Origin of the sequence: Glycomyces rhizosphaerae (assembly GCF_042647865.1) — a bacterium.
GTDB classification, from domain to species: domain Bacteria; phylum Actinomycetota; class Actinomycetes; order Mycobacteriales; family Micromonosporaceae; genus Glycomyces; species Glycomyces rhizosphaerae.
Genome location: NZ_JBHRWO010000021.1, coordinates 259,191 through 282,595 on the forward strand (window position 1 = coordinate 259,191; position 23,405 = coordinate 282,595).

A 23,405-nucleotide genomic window follows, 5' to 3' on the forward strand; every position below is an offset into this window, starting at 1 on the left:
CGCCTTGAACGGCCGCGGTGAGGACAATTCAAGACTTAAGGAGAACGGGTGCATATCGACCTGGCCGCTCTGCGGTCGCTGGAACGCGAGCGCGACATCCCTTTCGAGACCATTCTCGGCGCTATCGAATCGGCGCTGCTGACCGCCTACAAGCACACCCCCGGGGCCGATGAGCGCGCGCGCGTAGTGGTGAACCGCGACAGCGGTATCGCCAATGTCCTAGTGCCAGTGTTGAACGAAGAGGAAGAGGTCGTCTCCGAACGGGACGACACCCCCGAGGGCTTCGGCCGCATCGCCGCCCAGACCGCCAAGCAGGTCATCCTGCAGCGGCTCCGCGAGGCCGCCGACGAGGTCAACTACGGCGAGTACTCCGGCAAGGAAGGCGACATCGTCACCGGCGTCGTCCAGGCCCACGGGGAGCGCAACGAGCGCGGGATCGTCACTGTGGACCTCGGCAAGATCGAAGCCACCCTCCCCCTCAACGAGCAGGTGCCCGGCGAGAACTACGAGCACGGCAAGCGGATCCGCGCCATCGTCATCCAGGTGAACCGCACCGCCCGCGGCCCGCAGATCACGCTGTCCCGCACCCACCCTGCCCTGGTGAAGAAGCTCTTCGCGTTCGAGGTGCCCGAGATCGACGAGGGCGCCGTGGAGATTCCGGCCATCGCGCGTGAAGCCGGTCACCGTTCCAAGATCGCGGTGCGCGCCACAACGAAGGACGTCAACGCCAAGGGCGCCTGCATCGGCCCGATGGGCTCGCGCGTGCGCGCCGTCATGAGCGAACTCGGCGGCGAGAAGATCGACATCGTCGATTGGGACGCCGACCCCGCGAGGTTCGTCGCGAACGCCCTTTCTCCGGCGAAGACCCTGTCGGTGCGGGTGGTCGATGAGTCCACGCGCTCCACTGAGGTGATCGTCCCGGACTATCAGCTTTCGCTCGCGATCGGCCGCGAAGGCCAGAACGCCCGCCTCGCGGCGCGTCTCACCGGATGGCGCATCGACATCAAATCCGATGCGCACGTCTCCGGTGGAGCGAAGGAGGAGACCGGCCCGGCCGGTGGCGGTCGGCGGTCCGGGAGGTAGACTGATCATTGGATCGCAACGTGACGCAGTGGTAGTCCGCACTTGTGTGGGATGCCGCAGACGCGCTCCGGCTTCTGAGCTGCTGCGCGTCGTCGTTCCACGCTCTGAGGGTTCCGAGAATCGCTTGATTCCGGACCCGCAGCGCCGCCTCAGCGGCCGCGGAGCCCATGTGCACCACGACACGAACTGCCTTGACCAGGCAGTTCGTAAGCGTGCGTTTGCCCGGGCTCTGAAAATCGAGGGGCCGGTGGATGTTGCAGCGGTGCGAACCCATGTCGAGTCGGAGTCGGCCGAGAGGCCGACTCCCGCACACGAAGCAGGTAGAGACCGAATGAAGACCACGCGATGAAGTTCTTCGAATGAACACGTTGCTAGTCGATAGATAAGGTCGGCGGGCGCTGCCCGTACGACCTCGAATTGAGGAGTGCAGTGGCAGCAAAGCCCCGCGTACATGAACTTGCCAAGGAACTGGGCACGACGAGCAAGGAATTGCTCACCAAGCTCGGTGACATGGGCGAGTTCGTGAAGTCAGCGTCGAGCACGGTCGAAGCGCCTGTGGCGCGTCGACTGCGCCAGGAGTACGACGCGGCACAGGGCGCACCGGCGGCGTCGGCAGGGACCGTTGCGTCCCCGACGCCCGAACCCGCCAAGGCGGCGGTCCCCAAGGGTCCGCGCCCGGCGGCTCCCAGCCCGTCGAAGATCATGCGGGCCAAGGTCGACGCCAAGGACGCGAAGTCCGAGGCGAAGGCCGAAGCCGAAGCCAAGAAGGCCGCGAAGAAGGCCGCCCCGAAGCCGGGTGCGGCCGCTCCCGCGTCCCGCAAGCCCGGACCGGCGGCGCCCGTCGCCACCCCGGCACCCGCGCCCGCTCCGGTCGCGGCCGAGGTCAAGCCCACGAGCGCCCGAGACATCGAGGTCGCCGCGGAGCAGAAGCGCGCCGAGGAACTGGTCAAGCGCCAGCAGGAGCAGGCCGAGGCGTCCAAGCGCGCCGCGGCGGCACCGAAGCCCGGCCCGAAGCCCGCTCCGGCCGCCCGTCCCGGCGGCCCGAAGCCGGGCCCCAAGAACCCGTTCGGCGTCGGCAACGCCGGTGCCAAGCCGCGCCCGGCCGCCGAAGGCGGCGCCGAGCGCCCGGGCGGTCCCCGTCCGAGCCCGCGCATGATGCCTCCGCGGCCGAACCCGGGCATGATGCCCGGTCGTCCGGCCGGCGGCGGTCGTGACGGCGGCGGTCCCCGCGGGGCCCGCGGCGGCGGTCGCGGCGGCCCCGGTGGCGGCGCCGGTCGTCCTGGTGGCGGCGGCGGTCGTCCCGGTGGCGGCGGCGGCAACTACCGCGGCACCTTCGGTGGTGCTGGCGGCGGTGCCGGCGGCGGCGCCGGTGGTGCGGGCGGTTCCGGTCCTTCGACCGGCACGCCGGCTCCGTACCGCGGTGGCGGCGGTCGCGCAGGCGGCGGCGGCAAGGCCCGCGGTGGCGGTGCGGCCGGTGCGTTCGGTCGCGGCGGCCCCCGGGGCAAGAGCCGCAAGTCGCGTCGTCAGCGGCGTCAGGAGTTCGACAACCTCGCAGCGCCGAGGATGCAGTCGGGCGCTCCGCGCGGCAACGGCGAGACCATTCGCCTCGCACGCGGCGCGTCGCTCTCCGACTTCGCCGACAAGATCGGCACCCTGCCGGGCACGCTCGTTCAGGAGCTGTTCGGCTTGGGCGAGATGGTGACCGCGACGCAGTCCGTGTCGGAGGAGACCTTCGAGCTGCTCGGCACCCACCTCGACTGGGACATCAAGATCGTGTCCCCCGAGGAAGAGGACCGCGAGCTGCTCTCGCAGTTCGGCATCGACCTCGACGAGGAGGACAAGGACACCTACGTCGCGCGTCCCCCCGTCGTCACGGTCATGGGCCACGTCGACCACGGTAAGACGAAGCTGCTGGACGCCATCCGGCACACCAACGTCGTCGCCGGCGAAGCGGGCGGCATCACCCAGCACATCGGCGCGTACCAGGTGCACGTCGAGCACGAGGGCGAAGACCGCGCGATCACCTTCATCGACACCCCGGGCCACGAGGCGTTCACCGCCATGCGTGCTCGCGGTGCGAACGTCACGGACATCGTGGTGCTCGTGGTCGCGGCGGACGACGGCGTCATGCCGCAGACCGTCGAGGCCTTGAACCACGCCAGCGCCGCCGGCGCCCCGGTCGTGGTCGCGGTCAACAAGACCGACCTGCCGGACGCCAACCCGGGCAAGGTCCGCCAGCAGCTGACCGAGTACGGCCTGGTCGCCGAGGAATACGGCGGGCAGACCATGTTCGTCGACGTGGCCGCCAAGCCGCGCATCGGCATCGCGGAATTGCTCGAAGCGGTGCTGCTCACCGCCGACGCCTCCCTTGAACTGGAAGCGTCGGAGGCCGGCAACGCGCAGGGCATCGCGATCGAGGCGCACCTCGACAAGGGCCGCGGCCCGGTCGCCAGCGTCCTGGTCCAGAAGGGCACGCTGCGCGTCGGCGACTCGATCGTCGCCGGCGGGGCCCACGGCCGCGTCCGTGCGATGCACGACGCCGACGGCAACAAGGTCACCGAGGCGACTCCGTCGTTCCCGGTGCAGGTGCAGGGTCTTTCGACCGTCCCGATGGCGGGGGACGTGTTCCTCGCCGCTGACGACGACCGCATGGTCCGCCAGATCGCCGAGCAGCGCCAGGCTCGCCGCCGCGCGGCTCAGCAGGCGTCCCGCGTCTCGCGCACCACGCTCGAGAACCTCATGGACAAGATCGCCGAAGGCGAGCGCACCACGCTCTCGCTCATCATCAAGGGTGACGGCGCCGGTTCGGTCGAGGCCCTCGAAGAGGCCTTGGTCGCTCTGGAGATCCCCGAGGAAGTGCACCTGCAGGTCATCCACCGCGGCGTCGGTCCGATCACCGAGAGCGACGTCAACCTCGCTGCGGCGGGCGACGGCGAGTCGGCGACGATCATCGCCTTCAACGTCCGGTCCGAGGGTCGCGTCCGCGACATGGCCGAGCGCGAAGGTGTGGACGTCCGGTACTACACGGTCATCTACCAGGCGATCGAGGAGATCGAGACCGCGCTCAAGGGCATGCTCAAGCCCGAGTACGAGGAAGTGGCACTCGGTGCCGCCGAGATCCGAGAGGTGTTCCGCTCCTCGAAGCTCGGCAACATCGCCGGTGCGCTCGTCACGAGCGGCTCGATCAAGCGCAACGCGAAGGTCCGCCTCATGCGCGACGGCAACGTCGTCATCGAGACCACCATCGCCACGCTGCGCCGGTTCAAGGACGACGCGACCGAGGTCCGCGAGGGCTTCGAGTGCGGTTTCACCTTGAAGAACTACAACAACATCGAAGAGGGCGACGTCATCGAAGCCTTCGAGATGCGCGAGAAGCCGCGCGCGTAAGTGCGGCTCCTCGAGACCGAAGCCGCAGCGCGGCTCGGCGAGGCCCGAAAGGGCTTCAGCCGAGCCGCGCTGTCGGCCGTCTACGGTCGATCAGCGATGGCCGCGGCGGACCGCGGCGACTACCGGGCCCTGCTGCAGCTGGCGGGGGACGACCGGCTGGGGGTGTGGACCCGCCTGTTCGTGATCGGCGTGCCCGTGCCCCGCGCGGCTGCTGAGGAAGCCTTCGCGCCCTTTGGGATCGATGAAGCGCTCGCCTGCGGCCTCCTCGTCGGCGACGACGAACTCGCCGCCGGTTGGGGCGCCCAGTTCGATGATGAGCGCCTGCTGTTCTCGGACCAGCTCCCGAACACGACGGGCGGTCGCACCCGTGAGCACGTGCTCGGGGTCGGCGGCGCCTCGAAACTCCTGATGGACGCGACCCTCCGGCACCCGGTGGGCAGCGCCCTGGACCTGGGCACCGGCTGCGGCGTGCAGGCCCTGGGCCTGGCCGAGCACGCCGAGACCGTGACCGCGACCGACCTGAGCGAGCGCGCGGTGGCCTTCGCCGAGCTGAACGCCGCCGTGAACGGAGCGGCACTCGAACTCCTGCAAGGCGACCTGCTCGCGCCCGTAGCGGGTCGGCGTTTCGATCTCGTGGTGGCGAACCCGCCGTTCGTGATCGCGACGCCGGGCGGCGGCTGGACCTACCGGGACGGCGGCCGGGAGGCCGACGGCATCGCGGCCGAGCTCGCGGCGGCCTCGGCGGAACTCCTCAATCCCAACGGCACGATGCAGTTCCTCGCGAACTGGCTGCACCTCGAAGGCGGGGACTGGGCCGAGCGCGTGGCGGGCTGGTTCCCCGACGCGGGCGTGCGGGTCTGGGCGGTGGAGCGCGAGAAACTCGACCCGCTCGACTACGTGCGCACCTGGCAGCGCGACTCGGGCGAGAGCCACGACGCCGAGCAGGCCGCCGCATGGCTCGACTGGTTCGAGTCCGCGGGCGTCACGGGCGTGGGCTTCGGCTTCGTCAACGTCCGCCGCATCGACGGCCCCACCGAAATCGTCTGTGAAGAGGCCCGCCACGCGGTCGAGACACCCTGGCGCGACCGCGTCGAGGCCTGGTTCGCCCTGCGCGACAAGGACCTCGAACCGGAAACGCTGTGGCAGGCGAAGCTCCGCGTCGCCGAAGACGTGGTGCTGCAGCAGACCGCGGGCCACGGCGACGAGGGCTGGGACGTCGACCGCCAATGGCTCCAGCAGGCCGACGGCATGCGCTACGCCGAGGAACTGGACCCGCTGGTCGTCGCGTTCATGGGCGGCTGCAACGGCGAAGCCGAAGTGCGCCTTCAGGTGCAGCTCCTCGCCGACACCTACGGGGCGGAACCGGCGATGCTCTACGCCCAGCTCTACCCCGTGATCCGACGCCTCCTCGAACGCGGCTTCCTGCTCGTCGCGTGATCGATTGCCGCATGCGGTGCATGCCTGACGATCCCGCCGAGGGGCGCTAGGACCGGAGGTAGGCCAGGACCGCTTTGACCCGGCGGTGGTGGTCGCCGTCCTCGCTGCTCAACGCGAGTTTGGTGAAGATGTTGCGGATGTGCTTCTCCACGGCGCCGTCGGAGATGAAGAGCTTCTTGCCGATCGCCTTGTTGGAGTGGCCCTCGGCCATGAGGCCCAGGACCTCCTTCTCGCGGGGAGTGAGGGTCGCGACCGGGTCGTTCTTCCTGCGGCGCACCATGAGCTGGCTGACGACCTCGGGGTCGAAGACGGTGCCGCCGCCGGCGACCCGCTTCAGGGAGTCCATGAAGTCGTCCACGTCGATCACGCGGTCCTTCAGCAGGTAGCCCACCGCGCCACGGGCGTCGGCGAGGAGGTCGTCCGCATAGGAGACCTCCACGTACTGGCTCAGGATGAGCACGGGCGCGCCCGGAACGAGTTCCCGGGCGCGGGTGGCGGCTCTGAGGCCCTCGTCGGTGAAGGACGGCGGCATCCGCACGTCCACCACCGACACGTCGGGCTTGTGCTCGGCGACGGCCTCCACGAGGGCGTCGCCGTCGCCGACCTCGGCGACCACTTCGCAGCCGAACTCCTCCAGGAGCCTGACCAGCCCCGAACGGATGAGCACTGCGTCATCGGCCACCACTACACGCACGGAACCTCCACGACGATCACGGTCGGACCGCCGTCGGGGGAGTCGATGGTCCACTGCCCCTCAACGGCTTTGACTCGGTCGGTGAGACCCGAGAGCCCGTGTCCCTTCGAGACGTGCGCGCCCCCGATCCCGTTGTCGCCGACCGAGAGCATCAGCCTATCGCCCCAGTCCTCGACCGACACCGTCGCTTTCGTCGCCTGCGAGTGCTTGGCGATGTTCGTGAGGCACTCGGCGGTCACGAAGTACACCGTGCTCTCGACGCTGGCCTTGTAGCGGCCGTTGAGATTCGTCTCCAGCTCGACCGGCACGAGCGAGCGCGCCGAGAGGGCCGCGAGCGCCGCCGCGAGGCCCCGGTCGGTGAGGATCGGCGGGGCGATGCCGCGCGAGAGCGAACGGAGCTCGTCGATGGTCTCCCGGGTCTGCGCGATCGCGGCCTCCAGGGTCTCTTGGGCCGCTTCGGGATTGGTCGCCAGCTGGCGCTTGACGCGGGCCAGCTCCATGCCCAGGCCCACGAGCCGCTGCTGGGGGCCGTCGTGGATGTCCCGCTCGATCCGGCGCAGCGCGTCGGCCTCAGCGGAGGTGGCGGCGTTCCGCGACTCCTCGAGCTGGTCGATCCGCTGGTGCAGGCCGCTGATGGACGTGAGCATCCCCTTGCCGACATACGCCTGAGCGAGCGCCATGCCGCGCAGGACCGGAACCAGGGTCAGGGCCATGATCACGCCGCCGAGCATCGCGAGCACCGACCGGGCGAAGTACGAGGTTCCCCAGCCGAGCCACTCCGTGGCGTAGTGGAGGCCGTCGTCGCTGCCGTTCGTCGCGGCCTCGATGATCCAGGTGTACGTGGGGTACAGCAGGGTCGCGGCCGTCGCGCACCACCACGCGATGGCGATCGCGAAGCCCGCGATGGCGATCGGCAGGACCGCCACCGCCCACAGCACGTTGAGCCAGGACTGCCCGTCGGTGAGGACGGTCAGGAACCGCCGCAGGCCCGAGGCGCCCTCGCGGGCCCGCTTGTAGCGGGGGCGCGGCAGTTCGCGGCGCAGCACAGCGGGGAGCATCGAACGGCCGGCGGCGGCCATGCCGCGCATTGCCAAGAGCGTGGCGGCGGCGATGGGCACGCCGATCCAGATGACCGCGGTGCCGAAGCCGAGCACCGTGCCGACCACGCCGATGATGAAAGCGGGCAAGGCGATGAAGAACATCGACAGCAGATAGCCGGTGTCGATGCCCAGTTGCCGCAGGGTTTTTCGCATACGACAACACTAGAAAGACCGGGTCGCCACCGCGACCCGGCCGTCCTGTGTCTTCTAGGTGGGGACAGCCCTACCCTCGGACTGTTCCCGCCCCTGGTGGGGGCGGCTCGCGCGTGGCGATCGAGGCCACCGAGTTGAGCAGGCTCATGATGCAGATGCCGATGACGAAGTTGAGCGCGGCGGTCGCGATCTGCGATTCCAGCGCGGCGAGGATGGTGAACGGGATGAGCACGCCCACCGCGATCACCAGCAGCATGATCCAGATGAAGAAGCTCATCGGCCGCGGCATGAGCAGCAGGAGCAAGTGCAAGACCCCGGTCGCGAGGATCGCGACGGCGAACGCGCCGAACGCATAGGTCGTGGTGGTCGCGTCGCCGTACGCCCCGGCGTCGGACGGGGAGAGGATGTGGATGCCGAGGACCCCGCGCACGAGCAGGATGCCCACGAGCGCGACCAGCGCGGCGACCACGGCGGTGCCGAACCCGCCCGCCCACAGCTTCCCCGCGTCGACCGACGGACGCTGCGGCTCGGCCGCCGACGGGTACCGCCTCGTCGGGTCCTGGTTCCCGGCCCAGCCGTCCTGCGGTGCCGACATGATTCCTCCCTCTCGGCGAAGCCCGCGAACCGATCGGTTCGGCTCGCATCTGGGCCTCATGGTGGCAGTTACCCGTGATGGAGGTCGCGAAACCGGTGTTTTCGGGCGGGCTAAAAGATATTGGGGATGTCGGGGGCGGCGCGTAATCTAGAGCAGTGTTCACCGGATGCGCAGAATTCGATCTCCTCCTCCCGCCGGACTCCCGCTCACTGAAGGCCAAGCGCTCCTATGTGCGCCCTATCGTCGCCTCGCTGCGGAAGTACGAGGTGGCGGTGGCCGAAGTCAGCGACCAGGACGTTCACGGTCGCACCACCATCGGCGTCGCCGCCGTGGCGGGCGAGAACCGGCATGTCCAGGAACTTCTGGACGCCTGCGAGCACCACATCGCGGGTCGCCCCGAAGTGGAACTCCTGAGCGTCAGGCGGCGCGTCTTCGGCCCAGAAGACGAATAGCCTGCGAGCGGGAGAGTAAGAACCAGTAGCGGCGCGCCGATACGGCGCGCGGCAGAGCGGCCTCGGTAACGCTGCGAGCTCCAAATGAGTGGCCTCGGCGAAGCTTGCGAGCCGTAAGTGAATATGGCGCATCCGATCTGAGGTGCGTGTGAAGCGGAAGGCAGGAATGCGATGGTAGACGCAGCGAAGCGGGCCCAAGTGGCCAAGCGGGTCATGGAGCTCACCGCCCAGGCGGTGCGCAAACTCAAGGACCCCCGAGTCGGCATGGTCACCATCACCGACGCCCGCATGACACCCGACCTCCGCGAAGCGACGGTCTTCTACACCGTCCTCGGCGACGACGAGCAGGTCAAGGCGTCCGCGGTCGGCCTGGAGCGCGCCACCGGGCACCTCCGCACCACCGTCGGACGCGCCCTCGGCATGCGCCACACGCCGTCCATCGCCTTCGTGGCCGACACCGTCCCCGACCAGGCAAACCGGATCGAGGAACTCCTCGCCAAGGCCGCCGCCGCCGACGCCGAAGTCCACAAGATCGCCGAAGGCGCCGCCTACGCCGGCGACGAGAACCCGTACATAGAGAAGGACGAGGAGGCGGACTCCGAAGAGTCCGCTCGGTGAGCCGGGACGCCGAGGCGCGCCCGGCCCCCGCCTCCTACCGGCGCATCGCGTCCCTGGCGATCCCCGCACTGGTCGTGCTCGCCGCCGAGCCGATCTACCTGCTCATCGACACGGCCGTCGTCGGCCATCTCGGCGCCGTGCCGCTCGCCGGCCTCGCCCTCGGCGGCGTCATCATGGGCCTCGCGCCGCTCATCGGCGCGGTCCTCGCTTACGGCACCACCGCCCGGGCCTCCCGCCGCTTCGGCGCAGGGGACCGGCCCGGCGCGGTCGCCGAAGGCGTCCAAGGCACCTGGCTCGCGCTCGCCGCGGGCCTGGCCATGGTCGTGGCCTTCCAGTTCCTCGCCGGCCCGATCGCGGGACTCATGGGCGACGACCCGGCCGTGGAGGCCGCCGCGGCCCAATGGCTGCGCGTCGCGGTCCTCGGCGCGCCGTTCCTGCTCGTCGCCGGAGCCGGCCAAGGCTGGATGCGCGCCGTGCAGGACACCAAGCGCCCCATGTGGTTCGTCTCCGCGTCCTTCCTGGTTTCGGCGGCCCTCGCGCCGATCCTGGTCTACCCGGTCGGGCTCGGCCTGGTCGGCTCAGCGTGGGCCAACGCCGTCGCACAGGCCATCTCCGGCGTGCTCTTCCTCCTCGCGCTGCGCCGCGAACGCGTCCCACTGCGCGTCGACTGGCCGCTCATGTCGAAGCAGCTGGTCGCCAACGGCGACTTGATCATCCGCGGCGTCGCGTTCCAGGTCAGCTCGTTCTCGGCAGCGGCCGTGGCCGCCCGGGTCGGGACGACTGCCCTTGGCGCGCACCAGATCGGCATGCAGCTGTGGTTCTTCGCGGCGCTGGCCCTCGACGCGGTGGCCATCGCCGGGCAGGCGCTCATCGGCGCCGACCTGGGCGCCGGTCGGCCCGATGCCGCGCGGGCCTCGGCGAAGCGCCTGACCATCGTGGGCCTCGGCTACGGCGTGCTCTTCCTCCTCGTCGTGCTCGTCTCGCTGCCGGTCCTGCCCGACCTGTTCACCTCCGACACGGCGGTGCATGACCAGCTCGGTTACGTCTGGCCCTGGCTCGTGCTGCTCCTGCCGGTGGCCGGCGTGGTCTTCGCGCTCGACGGCGTGCTCATCGGCGCGGGCGACCTGCGGTTCATGCGGAACATGACCGTCATCTCGATCGCGAGCGGCCTGCCGTTCACGTGGCTCACCCTGGTCTTCGGCTGGGGCCTGACGGGGATCTGGGGTGGCATCGCGGTGTACATGCTCGTGCGCTTCGGGCTCATCCTCTGGCGGCTGCGCTCGGGCGAGTGGGCCGTCACCGGGGCCGAGCGCTCCTGAAAGTTCTCATCCCACTATGTGAATTGTGCGCGATCCGGCACCTGAACCTTCGTTAAGGTGTCGAGGATGAAGACTGATTCATCGACTCGACGGAAGCGCCGTGCCCGTCCCGATAATTGGGACGAGGAGAAGGCGGAGGCCCTGCGCGCCTTGCAGGAATCGCTCGACCGACACCAGTAGCCACCCGTGTGACGATCGCGGTCCGGGGCGCGATTAGCCTCTACGACCGTGACCAACGCTCAGCCCGTGCAGCCGGGCCTCATCGTCGTCGACAAGCCGCAGGGCATCACCTCGCATGGTGTGGTGTCCCGGATGCGCCGCATCTGCGGCACCCGCAAGGTGGGCCACGGCGGCACGCTCGACCCGATGGCGACCGGCGTGCTCATCGTCGCCGTCGGCAAGGCCACCAAACTGCTGACCTATGTGTCGGGCCTGGACAAGTCCTATGCCGCGACCATCCGCCTCGGACAGGCCACGGTCACCGACGACGCCGAAGGCGACGTGACCGCGAGCGCCGACGCGTCCGCGATTGCCGATGCATCGATCCATGAGGGTCTCGCGGCGATGACCGGCGAGATCGACCAGGTGCCGAGCGCCGTGAGCGCCGTCAAGATCGACGGCCAGCGCGCTTACAAGCGGGTGCGCGACGGCGAGACCGTTGAGCTCAAGGCCCGGCGGATCACGATCGCCGCCATCGAGATCGAGGCGATCCGCCGCGAAGGCGCGTTCATCGACGTCGACATCGACGTCTCCTGCTCCTCCGGTACCTACATCCGGGCCATCGCCCGCGACCTCGGCGACGCGCTCGGCGTCGGCGGGCACCTGACCGCCTTGCGCCGCACCAGGATCGGCGGCTTCGGCCTCGACACGGCGGCGACGCTCGAGACGCTCGCCGAGCGCTCTGCGGCGGGGGAGCCGCTCGGGGCGCTCACGATGGGCGAGGCCGCCGCGCGGCTCATGCCGACGCGGACGGCGACCGAGGCGGAGGCCAAGGCGCTGTCGTACGGCAAGTCCCTTGAAGCGGCCGGTATCGAAGGCCGCTACGCCGTGCTCGGTGAGAACGGCGATCTGCTGGCGGTCATGATCGAGAAGGGCGACCAGGCTAAGCCTGAGACGGTGTTCGCCGCCGCGAGTTGAGGTCGCGCCGGCTGGTGTTCGGCGAGGAGTCTCATGCGCGCCGCGCGGGCGGCTTCGGACATAGGGCATGCCCCTTCCCACCCGCATCCGCCTCCGACCAACCGAAAAGGACCACACTCCCACACTGGTCCGACATTCGAGCGTTGCCGCAGTTCAGTGGCGGTTCGACATTCGAGCGATGGCGCTGTTCAGCGCCCTTGGTGTTGGACTGAGGCGCGGAAGGCGATCGGGGTTTGGGCCGTTCGCTGGGCGAAGAACTTGTTGAAGTTCGTGGCGCTGCTGAAGCCGAGCCGTTCGCCGATGCGTGCCGCCGGGATTGGCGAGCAGGCCAGCATTCGCTTGGCCTCCAACACGACCCGCCGGTCGATGAACTCCTTCGCGGGGATCCCGGCCGCCGCGAGTGTCGCGCGCGAGAGCGTCCTGGGGGAGTAGGCGAGCGACTCGGCGTAGTCGCTGAGGCGGCGCGAGTTCGCGAAGTCCCGCTCCACCGCGTCGCGGAACGCCAGGTACACCTCGCTCGGTTCGGGTCCGGCCTGCGGCGTCGGCAGGCTCGCCACACGCAGCACGAGCACGGCGAGCAGATGCCGCAGCACCTGCAACCGGGTGTCCAGCGGCAGCTTGTCGGCCGAGTGCTCCCACTGCAACTGCGTGGTCGCCGCGCGCAGCAGCGCGTGGTCCTCGCTCGCCGGGGCGCGCAGCACCGGGGCGTGCGGGTCGTCTACGCACACGCCGATGGCCGTGTCAGGATCCAAGAACTCGGTCGCGAAGCGGATGACAGTGCCCTCGGCTCGGTCGAGTCCGGTCCACTGCTGCACCTGCCCGGGGCGCGCCCACAGCCATTGGCCGGGGGCGACGGCGTGCTCGGCGAAGTCCACCGCGTGCCGCATGGCGCCCGACGTGAGGGTGAGCAAGCAGTGCCGGTCAGACCGGAACGGTCGGGCCAGATCGGGTGCGGCCCCGCTCGCGCGCAGCCGCGAGAGCGTGAGGATCTCGATCGAAGGGCCGCGGCCGTCGTACGGGGCCGGCTCCGAAGCGGGCGCGAAGTGGCGGCCCGTTATGTCATCTTGTCGCGTATTCACCAGCATCGAGGGCAAGTTTATCCCGTTTATCGTGGTTCCATTGTGTCTCTCGATCATAGGGTCGAGCCGCCTTCGAACTTGTTTAAATTTGAAGTAGTGTAGGCCCATGGCTGAAACCAAGACCGTCGACTTCTGGTTCGACCCCGCCTGTCCTTGGGCGTGGATGACTTCCCGCTGGATCATCGAGGCCGCGAAACTCCGTCCGATCCGGGTGCGCTGGAACGTGATGAGCCTCTACGTGCTCAACGAGCCGAACCTCGACCAGCTCCCCGAGAAGTATCAGGAACTCATGCCGAAGACCCTGCCCGCGGTGCGGGTGGCGACCGCTGTGGCGCAGCAGTACGACAACGAGACCCTCGGGCGGTTCTACACCGCGCTCGGCAACCGGATCCACCTCGGCGGCGAGAAGGACGCCGAGGTCTACATCCCCGCCGCGCTCGAGGCCGTCGGCCTCCCGGCCGAGCTGGCCGACGCCGGCAAGACCGAGGAATGGGACGAGAAGCTCAAGGCCTCGCACCAGCGCGGCATCGGCCTCGTCGGCACCGACGTCGGCACTCCGGTGGTGGCGGTGGAGAACGATGAAGGCGTGCAGGTCGGCCTGTTCGGCCCCGTGGTCACCCCCGCCCCGATGGGCGAGGCCGCCGCGAAGCTGTGGGACGGCGTCTACGCCGTGACCACGACCCCGGGCTTCTACGAGCTCAAGCGCTCGCGCACCGAAGGCCCGAACTTCGACAACCTCACCGCCGACCTCTAGGGCGGCACGAACGCCGATGCCCGCAACGCATGGCGTTGCGGGCATCGGCGTTTCCGGGTGAGTCGCGTCAGCGCGGGGGACCGGCCCCCGGGGTCGGGTGTGTCCGAATGCGATCGCCCCCGAATCAACGATGACGCGCGGGTACGACAATCCGTCGGGGCGCGGGGCGCGGGGCGCGGGGCGCGGGGCGCGGGGCGCGGGGCGCGGGGCGCGGGTATGACAATGCGTCGGGCCCCGCGCGATCCGCGCGGGGCCCGAACTCCGTCTCGTTCAGCCGACCTGGGACAGCCAGGACTGCTCGGTGCCGCCCGCGGCCTGGCGGAAGGGCCGCAGTTCGCGGTCCCACTCCAGACCCAGCAGCTGGTCCAGCCCGTTGCGCAGGGCCTCGGCGCTGGTCGTGGTCGCGAGCAGGGCGCGGATGCGGTCCTCGGCGATCATGATGTCGCCGCCGGCGCTCATCGCGGCGCGGTAGACGCCGCGGCCGGGGACGTGCATGATGCGCTCGCCGTCGACGCCCGCGCTCGGGTCCTCGGTGATCTCGAAGCGCAGCATCGGCCACTGTGCGAGGGCCTTCGCGAACTCGGCGCCCATGCCGGCGTAGCCGCTCCACGCGCGCTCGGCGCTCAAGGTGCCGCGCTCGGCGTCCTGCGGAGTCCAGCCCAGCTTCACACCGTGGTTCGCGGCAGAGCCGGAGCGTTCCAGGACACGGCCGATCGCCCACTCGACGTGCGGGCACACCGCGGGCGGGCTGGAGTGGATGTAGATCACGCCGCGTGTCTGCATCGCGCACCTCCTTGGGAATCGGCGTCTCTGAGTACTGGCTCACTCCTTGTGGTCATTTCGACACGACTTGAAGTCGTGCAACGAGCATCGGCCGGGATGAGAGTGGGATGAACTCGAACCCGGCGCGCTATTCCGCTCAGTTACATACTGACAGCTTCGAAAGCATCGCGCTAGGCTTAAACCGCTCCGCGGGCTCACTTTTTCGATCATTCGATGCGTCACACCCGGTACGTGTGCTAGTCGCCGCAGCGCGCACCTGAGCTAGACTTGCGCATGACCGGCGGACTGTCGGTTTTCTTTTGTGGTCCAACCCAGGTTCAGAGCCCGCCTTTCGAGCTGCTCTCCCTGCGCCGGGCCGAAGATACGTCGTAACGACATGGTGAGGAGACCGGCGTGGCAGCCAACACTTCCAAGACAGCACGCGCTTCCGTCAAGGCCGGCCAGAAGGGCGGCTCCGCTGGCGGACTCAACGTCCTCGGCGAGTTCAAGTACCTGATCCCGCTCAACAACGGGAAGCACGTGTACCTGCGCAACCTGACCAACGGCAAGACCCTGCACCTGGCCACCGGCTCCGAGGCGTTCACCGAGGCCGTCAAGGCCCTCGCCGCCGCCGGTCACGGCGCCAAGATCAAGGCCGAGATCGAGGGCCTCGCGGCCAAGCTCCCCGCGGAGCAGGGCTGGGACACCACCCTGAAGACCCTCGAAGAGGCGGACGCGTTCGCCGCCGAGGCCGTCGCCGCCTAGGTTTCGCACCCGCGAACTTCGCGCTCCATGCCCGAGAGGGCGTGGGGCGCATTTTTCTTGCCCATTCGCGGCCGGCGGGCGGGCGCGGCAGGGCGTCGGTCTTCGAGTGATGGAATTGCTCGATCGCCTGTTCGACAATGGCCATTCGACGCTTTTTCGAAGGCACTCCGAATAAGCCCCTTGAAGGCGTGCGCCTCCCCCGATCGGACGATCCCCATTGGGGTGAGCGGTTTAATCCGCCAGATCCGCGGTGCACACCGATTGGGACATCGGGACGTCGTCGACGCTCCGCAGCAGCCCCACGGTGAAGCAGTAGTCCTCGGTGGGGATCAGGCCCGCCGCCGTGAACGCGGTCTCCGTGGTGCCGTCGGGGTTGAGCGCCTCGGCCTTCTCGTCGCCGACGCGCTGGGCGAAGACGATGTACCGGAGGTTCTCGCTGTCCTCGGCGGCCGACCAGGTCAGCGACACCTCGCCCTCGTTCCACGACTCGATCACGACCTCCTGGGCCGCACCGGAACCGTCGGTGTTCGCCTGGTCGAGGTCCTCGCCGCCCTTGTTCGGCGTCAGCAGCCACAGCCACATGGTCATGATCCCGCCGAGCAGCACCGTGATCGCGAGCCCGAGGTAGACGTACGACTTGAGGCTCCGCTCGTCCTTCTGCCGCGGCTGGATCTGCTTGGGGGCCTTGTACGCCTTGGTCTTGCGCTGCTTCGCACCGTCGCGGCCGATCACCGGTGGCGCGAACACCACCTGCTGCACCGGCACCGGCTGGTCCCGCACGTTGGGGGTGTTCGGTTCCATCGTCGTCTGGTAGCCGCCTCGCGGAGGCTCCGTCGGGTACTTCGTCCAGATCGCCGGCGGCGGTTGCATGCTCACCGGCGCCTGCGGCGGCGCCGAATACGGGGCGATCTGCGGCGCCCCCGAGAACGGCTGCACGCTCATGGGGGCGCCCGAGAACGGTGCGGCTGAAATCGGCCCGCCGTGCGTGCCGCCGTCGAGCTGCGCGTACCGCGGGTCGATCGCGTGGCCGAGCTCCGAGGCGTAGCCGCCGGTGCCACCGCCCGTGACGCCGCTGCCGAGGGTGCCGCCCCGTTCGGGCTGCGGCATCGGCTGCACGGGCGCGAACGGGTCCAGTGGCGCCCTCGTGCCGCGCGAGGCGACCTCGGGCCGGTAGACCGTCTCCTCGTTGCTCACGTCGCCGATGACCGCGGGAGCCGCGGCTTTGCCGACTCCGCCGCCGTACATGCCGCGCTGGAGTTCCTCGGCGAATGCCTGGCACGAGGCCTGGCGGCGGGCCGGGTCGCGCGCGAGGGCGCGCACGAGCAGGCCCTCCAGCCACTCCGGGACGTCCTCGCGGGGGAGCTTCGGCGGCGGCGCGTCAGAGGTGACCCGCTCGCGGTGCGTGTCCGGGTCGGTCCCGCCCTCGGGGTTCGCGAACGGCGCGTACCCGGCGAGGAGGTGCCACATGCTCGACGCGAGGCTGAACAGGTCGCTCGCCGACGTCTGCGCCTGGCGCAGCAGCGCCTCGGGCGAGGCGTGCAGCGGCGTGAGCTTGTCGATCGCGGCGGTCGCGGCCAGGGACGCGGGCGTGCGCGCGATGCCGAAGTCCGCCAAGGCGGGCCCGTACTGGCCGCGCAGGATGTTCTGGGGCTTGACGTCGCGGTGGAGGATGTCGGCGTTGTGGGCGGCCTGCAGGGCCTGCCCGATCTTGACGCCGACGTCGATGACGTCGTCGACCGGCATCGGGCCGCCGGCCTTCAGGATCGCCGAGTACGAACCGCCCTCGCAGTACTCCATGACGATGTACGGCTGGCCCGTGTCGGTGTGCCCGGTGTCGATGATCGAGACGATGTGGGGGTGGTTCGAGACCGCTACGGTCGCTTCGAGTTCCTTCTCAACCGAGTCGGCGGTGGTCATGTCGTCGTCGACGAGCAGGACCTTGACCGCGACCGTCCGGTCCAGGCGCTCCTGGACGGCGCGGTAGACGAACGCGGTCGACCCGTGCGCGACCATCTCGAAGTCGCGGTAGCCGGGGATGGCAGGAGTGGAGGAGCTCAAGGCGAGGGCATCCTGTCAGGAGGCAGTTGTCGTCCTGAACAGAGTAGCCCTCGCCTTGAGGATGCCTCAGATGCGTCCGCTTTGGCCGTTCAGCAGATTCGCGACCCGGATGAGGCCCAGGTGCGAGTACGCCTGCGGGTGGTTGCCCAGGCCGCGCTCGGCGATCGGGTCCCACTGCTCGGGCAGGAGGCCCGTCGGCCCGGCGCACGCGAGGATCTGCTCGAACAGCTCCTCGGCGTCGGTACGGCGGCCCACTTGCAAGTACGCCTCAGCCAGCCATGCGGCGCAGATGATGAACCCGCCCTCGGTGCCCGGCAGGCCGTCGTCGCGGTGGTATCGGTAGACCGTCGGGCCCGAACGCAGCCCGGCCTCGATCTTGAGCACGGTCTTGAGATACCGCGGGTCGTCCGCCGCGAGCAGCCCCGACAGGCCCACCCACAGCGAGGCCGCGTCGAGGTCGTCGTGACCGTACGCGGCCGTGTAGGCCCCGGCCTCGTCGTTCCAGCCCAGCTCCAGCACGTTCTTCGCGATCTGGTCGCGCAGCTCGTGCCAGTCCGGGCCCGACTCCATCCCGAACTGGTCGGCGACCTTGATCGCGCGGTCGACGGTCACCCAGCACATGACCTTCGAGTACACGTGGTGCCTCGGGGCCTGGCGGGCTTCCCAGATGCCGTGGTCGGGTTCGTGCCACCGCTTCGCGACGGCCTCGACCATGCTGCCCATGACCTGCTGCTCGAAGTCCGTCAGGTGCCCGCGGCGCTGCGCGACGGCCTCGACGAGCATCGCGACCGGGCCGAACACGTCCAGCTGGACCTGGTTCGACGCGGCGTTGTTGATGCGCACCGGGCGCGCCCCGGCGTAACCGGGGAGCGTGTCGATGATCGCCTCGGGCGAGGGCGGCATGCCCTCGATGTCGTAGAGCGGCGCGAGCCGCTCGGGGTGCCCGGCGGTGCGCTCGATGATCCCCGCGACCCACGCGAAGTACGACTCCGCCTCCTGGAGCGAGCCGAGGTCGACCAGCGCGTTCGCCGTCATCGCGGCGTCGCGGATCCAGCAGAACCGGTAGTCCCAGTTGCGGACGCCGCCCAGCTCCTCGGGGAGCGAGGTGGTGCCGGCGGCGAGGATCGCGCCCGTGGGCTGGTAGCAGAGGGCCTTGAGCGCCAGGGCCGAGCGCGTGACCATCTCGGTCTCCACGCGGGGGAGCCGCAGCGAGTCGGACCAGTTGCGCCATCCGGCCTCGGTGGTGCGGCGGCGGACCTTGACCGCCGGCGACCATTCGCCGAGGTTGGCGGTGCCGGCGCGCATCTCGAGCACCAGAGACCCGCCGATCGCGGCGAGGTCGACGACCGCGACGGCCAGCGAGTGCTGCCCGTCGTACTCGATGTGCCAGTCCACGCCCGGTGAGCGCAGGCAGATCGGCTCGCGGCCGCCGAGCACCTGCAGGCCGTCGTCGCCGACGGGCTGGAGCTGCACGGGCAGCTGCCCGAACTCGGGGCGGGGCGCGAACGTGATCTTGACGGGGACCTCGCCGTTGATCTCGCGCACGAGGACCGTGGCGTTGAGGTCGCCGCGACGGCGCGGCGCGGAGTCGAGCCAGTCGGTGACCGACAGGCCCGGCCAGCGGGTCTCGACGGTCATCGTCCCGGACACGTAGCGCTGGCCGAGGGGGATGCCGGCGTTGACCGGCTGCACGCTGAAGTGGCCGGCGTGCTCGCCGCCCAGAAGGTCGGCGAAGACCGAGCCGGAGTCGGGCTTCGGGTGGCACATCCAGGTGACGCGGCCCTCGGGTGTGAGGAGCGCGTGGTTGGCGCCGTCGGCGAGCATCGTGTGCCGCTCGATGAGCTGGGCCGATTCGCCCTGGAGCCAGGCGCGGCGGGTGTCGACGAGGCGGGCGAGGAGTTTGGCCACGTCCTCGGGGTCGCCGATGCGGTAGGCGGCGCGGGTGGGGCCGGGGCCGACGCGGACGCCGACATCCGGTCCATGCAAGTGCGCAAACGCATTCTCATCGGTCACGTCGTCGCCCAGGAAGAGGACCGCCGAAGCCCCCAGCTGGTGGCGCAGCTTGTCGAGGGCGTCGCCCTTGTGGGTGGTGACCACCGACAGGTCGACGACCGCCTTGCCCTCCGTGGTCTGCACGCCGTCCCAAGTGGACGGTCCTTCGTGGACGTCCTCGACGGCGCGCCGCGCGTCCTGCTCCGAGCACTCCCGGACGTGCAGTGCGCAACCGGCGGGCTTGGGCTCGACCCGGGCGCCCGAATAGCGTTCCGCGATCGCCGACAGCTCGGCAACGAGCTTGTCGCGCAACCGCTGGTCTTCGCTGGAGAGCGCCCGGGTGAAGCCGACGTCGAACTCGGACCCGTGGGATCCGACCAGATGGATCTCAGAGGGCAGGCGGGACAGCGCCGCCAGGTCGCGCAGGGCACGACCGGAGATGACCGCGACCTTCGTCTGCGGCAGGTTCGCCAGCGTCCGCAGGGCCGAGACCGATTCGGGGAGCGGCATGGCCTGCGAGGGGTCGGTGACGATCGGCGCGAGTGTGCCGTCGTAGTCGCACGCGATCAGCAGCTGCGGAACCCGTGCGAGCAAGGTGAGGGCCGAGCGCAGCTCGTCGGAGGAGCTGAAGTCCTCCGACGCGCTGTCTGGAGCGTGGCCCTCAAGGCTTGGTGCGGTCATCGTGGCGTATCTCTCCAACACCGTCGTTGCGAAAATGTCTGTGCCTGCCGCCCGACCGCCGGGTATCAGACTTCGGCAGGCGGGCTGCCCGGATTGTACGCCGCGCTGCGCTCCGGAACTCCTAGCGCTGTGAGGAAACTGCGGGCCCAACGACTCACGTCGTGCTTGCGCAAATATCGCCTCATGGCGCGCATCCTCTTCATCTTATCGTCGAGCGGCGCATTCACCGCTGTCACAAATCCGTCTTTCAAATCGGTCAAATCATGCGGATTCACCAGGAACGCTTGCCGCAGATCGCCTGCGGCACCGGCGAACTCGCTCAAGACGAGCGCGCCGCGGTTGTCGACACGGCTCGCGACGTACTCCTTCGCGACCAGGTTCATGCCGTCGCGCAACGGTGTCACCGCCATCACATCGGCCGCCTGGTACAGCGCCGCCAGCTCGTAGCGGTCGAAGGACTGGTGCAGGTAGTGCACTGCGGGCAGGCCCACCTGCCCGTACTCGCCGTTGATGCGCCCGACCTGGCGTTCGACGCGTTCGCGCAGCGCCTTGTACTGGTCCACGCGTTCGCGGCTGGGGGTCGCGACCTGGACCATCACCGCGTTCGGCACCTGCAGCCGGCCGTCCTCCAGGAGCTCGCGGAACGCCTTGAGGCGCACCTCGATGCCCTTGGTGTAGTCGAGTCGGTCCACGCCGAGGATGATCGTCTCGGGTTCGCCGAGCTCGGCGCGGATCTCCTTGGCGCGCTGGCGGACTCGTTCGGTGCCGGCGATCTCTTCGTTGTGAGCGGTGTCGATCGAGATGGGGAAGGCGTCCGCGCGCACGAGCCGGTCGTCGACGGTGACGTAGTGGCCCCGTGGCCGGTAGCCGAGGAGGTGCCGGGTGAGCGCGAGGAAGTTCTGCGCCGCCAGCGGCCGCTGGAAGCCGACCAGGTCGGCGCCGAGGAGGCCCTTGAGGATCTCCATGCGGTGCGGGAGCTGCATGAACAGCTCCACGGGCGGGAAGGGGATGTGCAGGAAGAAGCCGATCCGCAGGTCCGGGCGCCGCTCGCGCAGCATTCCCGGGACGAGCTGGAGCTGGTAGTCCTGGATCCACACGACCGCGCCGGGGGCGGCCTCGCGGGCGCAGACCTCCGCGAAGCGCTCGTTGACCTCGTAGTAGGACTTCCACCAGGAGCGGCGGAAGACGCGGGGTTCGACCGCGTCGTGGTAGAGCGGCCACAGTGAGGCGTTCGAGAAGCCCTCGTAGTAGCGCAGGACCTCCTCCTCGCTCAGCGCGACCGGCATGAGGGTCACGCCGTCGGATTCGAAGGCGTCGGGTGCTTCGCCGGCGGTGCCGGCCCATCCGATCCAGGTGCCGCGATTGGCCTGGAGGACTGGTTCGAGGGCGGTGACGAGGCCGCCAGGGGATCGGCGCCAGGTTCGGTTTCCCTCGTCGTCGACGACAGAGTCGACGGGGAGGCGGTTGGCTACGACAATGAAGGATGCGTTGCTCAATTCGTATTTCCTCCTTTTCGCAAGCCTACCGGGGCCGGTAGTCGAACGGTCGCGGTGACGCAGACGGGCCCCGTGACGGCCCGATTGGCGGTTCGCCCCCGGGACTTGACATCATTGAGACCGGTCAGTTCAGTACGGCTCGTCCCAAAGCGAAGGATCAGCGTGGCGCAGTTCATCTACACCTTGGAAAAGGCGCGTAAGGCGCACGGTGACAAAGTCGTCCTCGACGACGTCACCTTGTACTTCAACCCGGGTGCGAAGATCGGCGTGGTCGGCCCCAACGGCGCGGGCAAGTCGAGCCTGCTGCGCATCATGGCGGGGCAGGACCAGGTCTCCAACGGCGAGGCGAAGCTCGCCAACGGCGCCACGGTCGGCATGCTCGCGCAGGAGCCGCCGCTGAACGAGTCGAAGACGGTCATGGAGAACGTCCAGGAGGCCGTCGCGCCGATCCAGGCGAAGCTCGACCGCTTCAACGAGATCGCGTTGGAGATGGCCACCGACTACACCGACGAGCTCATGGCCGAGATGGGCCGCCTCCAGGAGGAGCTCGACGCCGCGAACGCGTGGGAGCTGGACTCCAAGCTCGAACAGGCCATGGACGCCCTGCGCTGCCCGCCCGGCGACTGGCCCGTCGTCAACCTCTCCGGTGGCGAGCGCCGCCGCGTCGCGCTGTGCAAGCTGCTGCTCGAGGCGCCCGACCTGCTCCTGCTCGACGAGCCCACCAACCACCTGGACGCCGAGTCCGTGCTCTGGCTGGAGCGACACCTGGCCGCCTACGCCGGCGCCGTCATCGCCATCACGCACGACCGGTACTTCCTCGACAACGTCGCGGAGTGGATCCTCGAGCTCGACCGCGGCCGCACCTACCCCTACGAGGGCAACTACTCCACGTACCTGGAGAAGAAGGCCGAGCGCATGAAGGTGGAGGGCCGCAAGGACTCCAAGCTCCAGAAGCGCCTCAAGGACGAGCTCGAGTGGGTCCGCTCGAACGCCAAGGGCCGCCAGACGAAGTCCAAGGCCCGCCTCGGCCGGTACGAGGAGATGGCCGCCGAGGCCGAGAAGACCCGCAAGCTCGACTTCGAAGAGATCCAGATCCCGCCGGGCCCGCGCCTGGGCTCCACCGTCATCGAGGTCAAGGACCTGGTCAAGGGCTTCGACGGCGAGACGCTCATCAACGGCCTGGACTTCAACCTGCCGCGCAACGGCATCATCGGCATCATCGGCCCCAACGGCGTCGGCAAGACCACGCTGTTCAAGACCATCGTGGGCCTCGAGAAGCCCGACTCGGGCAAGGTCGACATCGGCGGCACCGTCCAGATCTCCTATGTGGACCAGAACCGGCAGGGCCTCGCGGGCGACAAGTCCGTGTGGCAGACCGTCTCCGACGGCCTCGACTACCTCATGGTCGGCAAGGTCGAGATGCCTTCGCGCGCTTACATCGCCGCGTTCGGCTTCAAGGGCCCGGACCAGCAGAAGCCCACGAAGGTCCTCTCCGGCGGCGAGCGCAACCGCCTGAACCTGGCGCTCACCCTCAAGCAGGGCGGCAACGTCCTCCTGCTCGACGAGCCCACCAACGACCTCGACGTCGAGACCCTCTCCAGCCTGGAGAACGCGCTCCTCGAATTCCCCGGCTGCGCCGTGGTCATCAGCCACGACCGGGCCTTCCTCGACAAGGTCGCCACCCACATCCTCGCCTGGGAGGGCGAGGGCGAGGACGGCCTGCCGAAGTGGTTCTGGTTCGAGGGCAACTTCGAGTCCTACGAGAAGAACAAGATCGAGCGCCTCGGCCCCGACGCGGCGAACCCGCACCGCGTCACGCACCGGAAGCTCACCCGGGACTAGC

At 69.4% G+C, this 23,405-nt stretch carries 19 protein-coding genes; 11 read left to right on the top strand and 8 right to left on the bottom strand.

Translation table 11 applies throughout. The features are described 5' to 3' along the window. The first annotated feature begins 48 nt into the window (after positions 1 to 48). The 4 genes from nusA (at position 49) to ACFO8M_RS21535 (ending at position 5,907) form a co-directional block, all read left to right on the top strand. The gene (nusA, locus tag ACFO8M_RS21520) at positions 49 to 1,083 is read left to right on the top strand and encodes a transcription termination factor NusA (RefSeq protein ID WP_387979389.1); all 1,035 of its coding nucleotides are present in this window, start codon (positions 49 to 51) and stop codon (positions 1,081 to 1,083) included. Continuing rightward, complete coding sequence (locus tag ACFO8M_RS21525) at positions 1,013 to 1,432, top strand: YlxR family protein (RefSeq protein WP_387979391.1); 420 nt, start codon at positions 1,013 to 1,015, stop codon at positions 1,430 to 1,432. The genes nusA and ACFO8M_RS21525 overlap by 71 nt, the downstream gene beginning before the upstream one ends. Before the next feature lie 80 nt (positions 1,433 to 1,512). Next, positions 1,513 to 4,470 carry a translation initiation factor IF-2 gene (gene infB, locus ACFO8M_RS21530; protein ID WP_387979393.1) on the top strand — a complete coding sequence of 986 codons (2,958 nt, stop codon included), beginning with the start codon at positions 1,513 to 1,515 and terminating at the stop codon, positions 4,468 to 4,470. Further along, on the top strand, positions 4,471 to 5,907 hold the full coding sequence (locus ACFO8M_RS21535) for a DUF7782 domain-containing protein (RefSeq protein ID WP_387979395.1): 1,437 nt from the start codon (positions 4,471 to 4,473) through the stop codon (positions 5,905 to 5,907). Between the two features lie 46 nt (positions 5,908 to 5,953). On the opposite strand, the gene ACFO8M_RS21540 is transcribed toward ACFO8M_RS21535, so the two are convergent. The 3 genes from ACFO8M_RS21540 to ACFO8M_RS21550 form a co-directional block, all read right to left on the bottom strand. Beyond that, entirely contained in the window at positions 5,954 to 6,601 is a 648-nt protein-coding gene (locus tag ACFO8M_RS21540) for a response regulator (protein ID WP_387979397.1), read from the bottom strand. Then, positions 6,592 to 7,854 (bottom strand): sensor histidine kinase, encoded by a 1,263-nt coding sequence (locus ACFO8M_RS21545; RefSeq protein ID WP_387979399.1) that lies wholly within the window; start codon positions 7,852 to 7,854, stop codon positions 6,592 to 6,594. Before ACFO8M_RS21545 ends, ACFO8M_RS21540 begins: the two co-directional genes overlap by 10 nt. A 70-nt stretch (positions 7,855 to 7,924) precedes the next feature. Beyond that, positions 7,925 to 8,449: a DUF6069 family protein gene (locus tag ACFO8M_RS21550; RefSeq protein WP_387979401.1), complete on the bottom strand. Its 525-nt coding sequence runs from the start codon at positions 8,447 to 8,449 to the stop codon at positions 7,925 to 7,927. Positions 8,450 to 8,604: 155 nt separating this feature from the next. Between ACFO8M_RS21550 and ACFO8M_RS21555 the strand changes: the two genes are divergently transcribed. From ACFO8M_RS21555 to truB, 4 genes are all read left to right on the top strand, one after another. Beyond that, positions 8,605 to 8,901, top strand: coding sequence for a DUF503 domain-containing protein (locus tag ACFO8M_RS21555; RefSeq protein ID WP_387979402.1), 297 nt, complete (start codon positions 8,605 to 8,607; stop codon positions 8,899 to 8,901). Positions 8,902 to 9,072: 171 nt separating this feature from the next. Further along, positions 9,073 to 9,519, top strand: coding sequence for a 30S ribosome-binding factor RbfA (gene rbfA / locus ACFO8M_RS21560; RefSeq protein WP_387979404.1), 447 nt, complete (start codon positions 9,073 to 9,075; stop codon positions 9,517 to 9,519). Further along, on the top strand, positions 9,516 to 10,838 hold the full coding sequence (locus ACFO8M_RS21565) for an MATE family efflux transporter (RefSeq protein ID WP_387979406.1): 1,323 nt from the start codon (positions 9,516 to 9,518) through the stop codon (positions 10,836 to 10,838). Before rbfA ends, ACFO8M_RS21565 begins: the two co-directional genes overlap by 4 nt. A gap of 228 nt (positions 10,839 to 11,066) precedes the next feature. Continuing rightward, entirely contained in the window at positions 11,067 to 11,975 is a 909-nt protein-coding gene (gene truB / locus ACFO8M_RS21570; RefSeq protein WP_387979408.1) for a tRNA pseudouridine(55) synthase TruB, read from the top strand. Between the two features lie 188 nt (positions 11,976 to 12,163). On the opposite strand, the gene ACFO8M_RS21575 is transcribed toward truB, so the two are convergent. Next, the gene (locus ACFO8M_RS21575; RefSeq protein WP_387979410.1) at positions 12,164 to 13,060 is read right to left on the bottom strand and encodes a helix-turn-helix domain-containing protein; all 897 of its coding nucleotides are present in this window, start codon (positions 13,058 to 13,060) and stop codon (positions 12,164 to 12,166) included. A 100-nt stretch (positions 13,061 to 13,160) separates the two neighbouring features. Between ACFO8M_RS21575 and ACFO8M_RS21580 the strand changes: the two genes are divergently transcribed. Then, positions 13,161 to 13,808: a mycothiol-dependent nitroreductase Rv2466c family protein gene (locus ACFO8M_RS21580; protein ID WP_387979412.1), complete on the top strand. Its 648-nt coding sequence runs from the start codon at positions 13,161 to 13,163 to the stop codon at positions 13,806 to 13,808. 270 nt (positions 13,809 to 14,078) lie between these two features. Here ACFO8M_RS21580 and ACFO8M_RS21585 read toward each other — a convergent pair whose 3' ends face one another. Continuing rightward, positions 14,079 to 14,591: a DUF3145 domain-containing protein gene (locus ACFO8M_RS21585; RefSeq protein WP_387979414.1), complete on the bottom strand. Its 513-nt coding sequence runs from the start codon at positions 14,589 to 14,591 to the stop codon at positions 14,079 to 14,081. Between the two features lie 393 nt (positions 14,592 to 14,984). Between ACFO8M_RS21585 and ACFO8M_RS21590 the strand changes: the two genes are divergently transcribed. Next, positions 14,985 to 15,335, top strand: coding sequence for a hypothetical protein (locus ACFO8M_RS21590; RefSeq protein WP_360414250.1), 351 nt, complete (start codon positions 14,985 to 14,987; stop codon positions 15,333 to 15,335). Positions 15,336 to 15,566: 231 nt separating this feature from the next. Here ACFO8M_RS21590 and ACFO8M_RS21595 read toward each other — a convergent pair whose 3' ends face one another. The 3 genes from ACFO8M_RS21595 to ACFO8M_RS21605 form a co-directional block, all read right to left on the bottom strand. After that, the gene (locus ACFO8M_RS21595; protein ID WP_387979416.1) at positions 15,567 to 17,393 is read right to left on the bottom strand and encodes a protein kinase domain-containing protein; all 1,827 of its coding nucleotides are present in this window, start codon (positions 17,391 to 17,393) and stop codon (positions 15,567 to 15,569) included. A 66-nt stretch (positions 17,394 to 17,459) separates the two neighbouring features. Next, a complete protein-coding gene (otsB, locus tag ACFO8M_RS21600) occupies positions 17,460 to 20,066 on the bottom strand; it encodes a trehalose-phosphatase (RefSeq protein WP_387979418.1) in 2,607 nt (868 codons plus the stop codon). Positions 20,067 to 20,131: 65 nt separating this feature from the next. Next, positions 20,132 to 21,562: an alpha,alpha-trehalose-phosphate synthase (UDP-forming) gene (locus tag ACFO8M_RS21605; RefSeq protein ID WP_387979420.1), complete on the bottom strand. Its 1,431-nt coding sequence runs from the start codon at positions 21,560 to 21,562 to the stop codon at positions 20,132 to 20,134. A gap of 162 nt (positions 21,563 to 21,724) precedes the next feature. Here ACFO8M_RS21605 and ettA point away from each other — a divergent pair, with 162 nt between their 5' ends. After that, on the top strand, positions 21,725 to 23,404 hold the full coding sequence (ettA, locus tag ACFO8M_RS21610) for an energy-dependent translational throttle protein EttA (RefSeq protein WP_387979422.1): 1,680 nt from the start codon (positions 21,725 to 21,727) through the stop codon (positions 23,402 to 23,404). The last annotated feature ends 1 nt before the right edge of the window (position 23,405 follow it).

Excerpts from the sequence above, each read along its gene's own strand:
- ACFO8M_RS21525 (WP_387979391.1), top strand. The coding sequence starts at position 1,013 with ATGCGCACGTCTCCGGTGGAGCGAAGGAGGAGACCGGCCCGGCCGGTG.
- ACFO8M_RS21545 (WP_387979399.1), bottom strand. The coding sequence starts at position 7,854 with ATGCGAAAAACCCTGCGGCAACTGGGCATCGACACCGGCTATCTGCTG.
- ACFO8M_RS21550 (WP_387979401.1), bottom strand. The coding sequence starts at position 8,449 with ATGTCGGCACCGCAGGACGGCTGGGCCGGGAACCAGGACCCGACGAGG.
- rbfA (WP_387979404.1), top strand. The coding sequence starts at position 9,073 with ATGGTAGACGCAGCGAAGCGGGCCCAAGTGGCCAAGCGGGTCATGGAG.
- ACFO8M_RS21575 (WP_387979410.1), bottom strand. The coding sequence starts at position 13,060 with ATGCTGGTGAATACGCGACAAGATGACATAACGGGCCGCCACTTCGCG.
- ACFO8M_RS21580 (WP_387979412.1), top strand. The coding sequence starts at position 13,161 with ATGGCTGAAACCAAGACCGTCGACTTCTGGTTCGACCCCGCCTGTCCT.
- ACFO8M_RS21585 (WP_387979414.1), bottom strand. The coding sequence starts at position 14,591 with ATGCAGACACGCGGCGTGATCTACATCCACTCCAGCCCGCCCGCGGTG.
- otsB (WP_387979418.1), bottom strand. The coding sequence starts at position 20,066 with ATGACCGCACCAAGCCTTGAGGGCCACGCTCCAGACAGCGCGTCGGAG.